This window comes from Protofrankia sp. CiP1_Cm_nod4 (assembly GCF_982290645.1).
In genome coordinates this window covers 1-6,441 of sequence record NZ_CEVIVC010000148.1, presented here as the reverse complement: position 1 = coordinate 6,441, position 6,441 = coordinate 1, and the positions used below count along the sequence as shown (strand labels likewise).

At 66.7% G+C, this 6,441-nt stretch carries 5 protein-coding genes; 3 read left to right on the top strand and 2 right to left on the bottom strand.

The genetic code is table 11. The features are described from left to right. Positions 1–907 (bottom strand): urease accessory protein UreD (locus tag AC5LSR_RS20395; RefSeq protein ID WP_493468840.1); only part of this gene is annotated, 907 nt, incomplete at its 3' end. Between the two features lie 179 nt (positions 908–1,086). Then, positions 1,087–1,920: an urease accessory protein UreG gene (gene ureG / locus AC5LSR_RS20390; protein ID WP_250285682.1), complete on the bottom strand. Its 834-nt coding sequence runs from the start codon at positions 1,918–1,920 to the stop codon at positions 1,087–1,089. Between the two features lie 503 nt (positions 1,921–2,423). Here ureG and AC5LSR_RS20385 point away from each other — a divergent pair. The 3 genes from AC5LSR_RS20385 to AC5LSR_RS20375 all read left to right on the top strand — a co-directional run bounded on the left by AC5LSR_RS20385 (position 2,424) and on the right by AC5LSR_RS20375 (position 6,281). Further along, entirely contained in the window at positions 2,424–4,691 is a 2,268-nt protein-coding gene (locus AC5LSR_RS20385) for a hypothetical protein (protein WP_250285681.1), read from the top strand. Between the two features lie 5 nt (positions 4,692–4,696). Continuing rightward, positions 4,697–5,155, top strand: coding sequence for a hypothetical protein (locus AC5LSR_RS20380; protein ID WP_250285680.1), 459 nt, complete (start codon positions 4,697–4,699; stop codon positions 5,153–5,155). Between the two features lie 115 nt (positions 5,156–5,270). Beyond that, positions 5,271–6,281 (top strand): hypothetical protein, encoded by a 1,011-nt coding sequence (locus AC5LSR_RS20375; RefSeq protein WP_250285679.1) that lies wholly within the window; start codon positions 5,271–5,273, stop codon positions 6,279–6,281. Positions 6,282–6,441 lie beyond the last annotated feature (160 nt).

Here is a 6,441-nt window from a genome sequence, read left to right as displayed (position 1 = left end):
GAACGCTCCGACCAGCGCCGTCGTTCTGCCGGATGTCGTTCGCTCCGGTGTTGTCAGCTGCCCCAGCCGTGTCACTGCCCGCGTGGTCGTCGGTGTTCGTGTCGGTATCACCCGCGTCGCCCCCGACGTCGTTCCTGACATTGCCTGCGACGTTGTCAGCGCTGCCCTCGTCCGCGGCGCTGTCCTCGACGTCGACCCGAAGGGTGGACGAGATCGAGCCAGGTGGCTCACCGAAACGCCCGAGGACGATCTCCTCCCGCCACAGCAGGCGGGCGTCAGCCGCGAGCCTGATCGTCGCCCGCATCCGGTGCCGGCATCCGTGGGCGGCCACGGTCGGTTCGGGCAGGTACTCCAGCGCGCCGCCCGGCCCGATATCGGCGTGGACGTCGAACAGCGACGGCTGCTCGCCGTGCCCGGGCAGCGCGACGGTCGCGGCCGTCGTGCGCAGCACCAGCCGGACACCCGCACCGACCGTGATATCCAGCCGCAGCTGGTCGCCGGCAAGCGGCCCGGCCGCGGCGTTCACCAGATGCACGGTGACGGTCGGCAGCCCGTCGCCGGGGCGCGTCCAACCCCCGGTACGCCGCAGGACCAGCGGCACCTGCGACCTCAGCTCGCTGACCCGTACCCCGCCAACTCGGATCCCGCCAACTCGGATCCCGCTGTCACGGATCCGGCCGTCGTGCGCCTCGCCGCCGGTCCGGTGGCCGTTGATCCCGATGTCGCGGGTACCCCCGGCCCGAACACCGTTGCCAGCGGCCCCGTTGCCACTGACTTCGTTGCCGCGAGCCTCGCGGGGGCCGATCTCGTTGCCATCCGTGATCGGTTCGATCCGGATGACCGCGTGCGCGCTGATCGACGTTCGATCGATGCGTGCCGGTGGCCGGCCTGAACCGACGCCGGTCATCCCGGCGGCCGTTTCCCTTCTGTCCGTCAACTCGTCCTCGATACTGTCCCCGACGTCGTCGCGAGCGGGCCGACCGGGCCCGGTGTGATCGGGTCCAGTGTGACCGGCTCCGGCCCGGCAAGGTGCGGCGGGGCGCGGGCCGATCGGGCGCGTGCTGATCGGGCGCGGTCCGGGCTGGTTCAGGACGGCCGGCCCGGGGCGGCGACCTGGGCGGCGGGGTGATCCGGAGACCGCGACCGGACGTGCCGCGAAGAACCCGCGAGCACCGCGAGGACCCAGTCGGCCACCTCGGCCGCTCCCGGTCGCGTTGTCAGTGAGGTGAACAGCACCGGACGGCCGTGGCGGACCCGTTCGGCGTCCCGGGCCATGACGCCGAGGTCCGCGCCGACGAGCGGCGCGAGATCGGTCTTGTTGATGACAAGAAGATCACTGTTGGTGACGCCCGGGCCGCCCTTGCGAGGCACCTTGTCGCCGCCGGCCACGTCGATGACGAATATCTGCCGGTCGACGAGGCCATAGCTGAAGGTCGCGGTCAGGTTGTCGCCGCCGCTTTCGACCAGGACCAGGTCGAGCGGGCCGAAGTCCGCCTCCAGGTCCTCGACGGCGTCCAGGTTCGCGGTGATGTCGTCCCGGATGGCGGTGTGCGGGCAGCATCCCGTCTCGACCGCGCGGATGCGCGCCGGGTCGAGCACGCCGGCCGCGCGCAGGAAGTCGGCGTCCTCGGTGGTGTAGATGTCGTTGGTCACGACCGCGAGCCGCAGGGTGCTGGCGAGGGCCCGGCACAACGCCGCGACCAGCGCGGTCTTGCCGCTGCCCACCGGCCCACCGACACCGATACGGACCGCCCGGCCGTCCGGGCGCGCATCTCCGAGTGCACGCGGCCCCACTGTCTGGGGCGTTGCTGTCTGGGGTGTTGGCGGTTGCGCCGCTTCAGGTGGATGTCCGGTGCCGGTACGCCGGGCCGGGCCGCCGCCCGTCGCGGGAAACATCTGAAGGTCGTGCTCGCGATGCATCCCTACACCTTCCCGAACTTCTCCCGGCCCCGCACACGGGCGCGTGGCCTGATGACCGCCGGACGGGGACGTGCCTGCCCGGAGAGCATCCGCACCCCGGCATGCGCGACCTGGCGTCCGGGGGTTTCATACCTCCGGCCGGGTACGCGCACCCGCGCCTGAACACATGACCTGAACACATGACCTGACGACTGCCCCACCGGCCAGAACCTCTCCCCCGCACGGGCCAACCATTTTTGATCACAGGTTCCCCGTATGCGTCACAACGGTTCTACATTACGTTGAGCAATAGTTTATGCTCATACGGTGCATCGCAGTTGCGCTCTTCGCGGGCGTATAGCTGCTTGCGGCGGCACGGCCGTTCGCGAAGACGCCGCCGGCGGCGGCACACCCACTGGCGGGGGCGCGGCTGTTCGCGGGGGCGTGGCTGTTCGCAGGGGCGTGGCCCGGCCTGATCTCATCTGCCCGGGTGGTTCCGGTCCCGCCGTCGGTGGGCCGCTCCGGTGAACCGGCCCACCGACTGGGCCGTGCTGGACCTGGATGCGGACCCCACACCAGGCGACCCCTTCTCGGTACGGCAGCTGGCGCGCAGATATCTCGAATTCGCCGCGGACGTCGAGTACGCCCGCGGGCAGGTGGAGTCCCTGCACACCGGCGGCGCCGTCGAATCATGGCTGGGGGAGGCGGGGGACGCATTCCGGGAGGAGCTCGCGGAATTCCCTGAGCAGCTGCGGAAACTGGAAACGTCCTACCGGATGGCCGGAGACGCGCTGACAGCCTACGAGCCGATTCTGGCCGCGGCACAGATTCAGGCTGACCGGGCGTTGGCCCGGGGCCGCGACGCGCGTTTCCAGCGGGACAATGCGCGGAACCTCCTCGGCCCAGCCCAGGCCGCGTTGGCCACGGACACGGTGGCCCTTGCCGACCTTTCCTCGACATCTTCCAGTTATCCCATGCGTATCCCCCCGTCGCCCGATCCGGCGCAGGTGGCGCAGGCCAGCCGTAACCGGGCCGCGGCACAGGCCAGGCTCGACCAGATACAAGGTGCCGTTCAGGACGGGCAGAGCGAACTGGACGCCGCCCGCCGGCTCGCGTTGTCCGCAGAAGCCATGCGCGCGGACGCCGCCAAGGTCTGCGTGCAGGCGATCCGGGCCGCCTCCGATGCCGGGATCAGAAACAAGCCGTGGTATTCGTGGGAGAGGATCGGAAATGCTGCGGGGAAGGTTTGGACGTCCGCCGTCCAGGTCGCGAAAATCACCGTCGCGGTTCTGGGTGTGGTCGCTCTCATTGTCGGAGGCCCGGCCGCCTGGGTCGTTTTCGCCGCCGCTGTCGTCGTCCTCGCCGACACTTTGATGGAGTATGACAGGGGGCGGGCGTCCCGATGGGACGTCGCGTTTGCCTTACTCGGCGTCGTGCCTGGCACAAAAGGCCTGACGACGGTCGGCGCGCTGGTCCAGGGGGTACGTGGTGGCAGCCGGGCGGTCGCCGGTATCCGGAGCGCCGCCGACGCCGGAAAGCTGTTGCTGGGCGGCGGCCGGGCGCTTGCGCACGGCGGTCAGGAAATGGCGCTCGGCGCGATCGCCACCGGCCGCCAGCGGCTGGCCTCGGCAGCCGCCGCCGTCCGCCGCGCGGTGACCGATCCGGCCGGGACAGCACATCTGGCTGGGACGTCACGCGCGGCCAGGACGGATATCGTGGCCGGTTCCGATCCGGCGGCTGCCGCGGCCGTCCGGACCACGTCCGTCCGCTTTCCCGAGAACACCGCGGCACATTCTACAAACCGGACAGCCGGAGAAGCCGGAGAAGCCACCGCCAATCTCGACCGCGCCGCCGACACCACCATCACCACCCACCCCGACAAACCCCCGTCCACCACCGGCCCCAACCACGCCGACAACGACCACGCCGACAACGGCCACGACAGCGGCGGAAACAAGGGTCATGCGGACAGCGGCGACAATAAGGGAAACTCCAACAGTGGGCACAGCGACAATCTCGCAGACCCGGACGGCGCTCCCTCGAGCACTCCCGATCGGATTCGCTCTGACGAACCCGGCACTGGCTTCAGCGAATTCAATCATGGTAGTCGGGCGAACGATGCTGCGGCTACGCCCGACGGCCCGGAAGTCACCGGGTCGCAGTTGGATGCCAAGCGACAGGAATCCGATGGCTTCCAGAGGGAATCAGCACCGGATGGTGAATCTTTATCCAGCTCTTCGGTCGACATGTCTTCGCTCGTCCCCGGCCCTCTCGGTGATTTTTTTCGGCCGGGTATTCATGGCGTCATAGGAGACGTTCAAAAAAAGGAGATCGATATCGCTCGTGTGCTTGTCGACGAGGGTTCGGACGTGCGGTTTCTCCCGGCTGATCATACTGTGCGTAACCAGCAGAACCCCGATGTCATTGTCCGTAGTGATCCCGATGATCCGGGCCTTGTTACAGAGCTCAAGACGCTTGAAAGCTCGAGCAAGAACGCGATTCGAAGGAACATTCTTAAGGCGGGAAAGCAGACTTCCGGTGATGGTGGGGCGGTCATTGACGGACGCCAGGTGGGACTGAGGGCGGAGGATGCGTACGAGGGGATCAAGAAGGCGTGGGGGCAGGCCGCGGGCGGCCCGGCGGCAGATGCCCTCGGGGATGCCGCTGGTCAGCCGTTTCCGGCGCAGGTACGTATTTTTCTCGGAGACGGGTCGAGTATGATGGCCCGGAAGGTTGATGGTGGAATTTTGATTACCAGGCCGGACGGCTCCGCAGAGCTGCGTGGAGGTTGAGGGCTGTGTCTGACACCGATCAGATATTCTTCAAATCCGATCTCGACCTTCCTGAGGTAACCGTCAGGATTGCCGATGGCATGGATTTCGATATTGTTCGTTTCGAGGACGGTATCTCGGTGTACAGAAAGGGCTATCGAGGCTTGGAAGGCACCGTTGGCGGTGCGGTTCTGCAAAATGATGTCTCCGTCCCTGAGCCTCGGGAGCAGGAAGATCGGGCAATCTATGACGACTATCCATACTACTGGGAGATCTGGATCTCAAGGCCGGGGGGCGGGGGGCGACAGGAATCCTTGGCGAGGATGATGTTCGAGGATTTTGTCAAAAATTTCCAGTGGTCGTGCATTCTGACAAGGAACGCTGATCTCGTCCTTGCGAGATGGTCGCCGGAAAAGGGCCTCGAGGATTTCCCCGTTGGCACATCCGTCGATCTTGATGGAATTTCGATCTGGGGTGCGGAGTAGGGCCTGCTACGGCTTGCTGGTGGTGGAGGTCCGATGGTCGTCCTGTTGGCTGGTGCCTGTCGGGAATTGACAGTGTGTTGGTTTCCGGGCGGCTCGGGGGTGCGGTATGTACGATGTGATCACTGCAACCGAGTCGGGGACGGTCATGGGGAGCGTTCGACGTACGAGTCTGCTGGGCGCGTCCGTGGCATGGGGGATCCTGACGCTCATCATCGCCATCGCGTTCATCGTCGACGGCACCTCCGCGCCCACGGCCGGCTCGGGTGGGCGAGCGGGGGGATCGAGTTCTTCGTCGGGAACGGGCTCCATATCGAAACCGGCGCTGGCGCCTGACGAATACCAGGCCGTGTTGACCAGGGTCGAACAGGCGGTACGCCCTGCCGTGGACCGGGTTCTGGCGGCGACCACTCTCGCGGAGGTCGACTCCGCACGAATTGATCTCGCCACGGCGCTGCGCCAGCAGTCGGACTATATCCAGACGGTCACACCGCCATACCAGGCCCGTGAGCAGCATGCTGTGCTGGAAAGCGCTCTCCTCGTCTGGAACAGGCTGGAGAAGGACATCTCCTCGGCAGACGTGACGAAACTGAATTCCTGCGGCGTGCAGAGCGCACTGCAAACGCAGTTGTACGAGGCCAGGCGAGACGTCTACCGTGCGGTGAAGTCCGGCACCTACAAGACGGCCATGGCGAGTTTTTCCGAGATCAATCTGAAGTTCGGTGAATTGATGCTGCCGCTGGAGCCAACGGCCCCTCAGATCACCGACCGTCGTGCGGCCAACGGCGCGGTCGTCCAGCGATCCGGCCGGCGAGGGTCCGGAAGCCTGCGGATCAAAAACGGCGATGTCACCGACGTCGCCGTCCTGGTGGCCAGCGGAAACCCGGCGGAGCCTCAGCTCACCGTCTACGTGCGGAGCAACTCGAATGCCACGGTGACCGGGATCGCCGGCACCTACTGGGTCTACTTCAAGTCCGGCAGCGACTGGGACGCCGCCCGCCGCGGGTTCACCCGGGACTGTTCCTTCGAGAAGTTCGACGACTCGTTCGACCCCAACGCGAACTGGGAGATCAGTCTCGAGAAGACCTCCACCGGCAACGCCACGACCAGCACGGTCCCCGCATTCTAGAACCACGATCGGTATCGTTCCCACCGTAGTTCCCTCGCTGACCGCCCCCGTGGCGGAATCCGTGGACATCCGCCGGCCCGCCCGGCGCCGACAGGCAGGGCCACGGTGTAAAGAAGACGCCGGTATGAGCCGATGTGCCGGGTCATGGTGGATACTTTCA

Excerpts from the sequence above, each read along its gene's own strand:
- ureG (WP_250285682.1), bottom strand. The coding sequence starts at position 1,920 with ATGCATCGCGAGCACGACCTTCAGATGTTTCCCGCGACGGGCGGCGGC.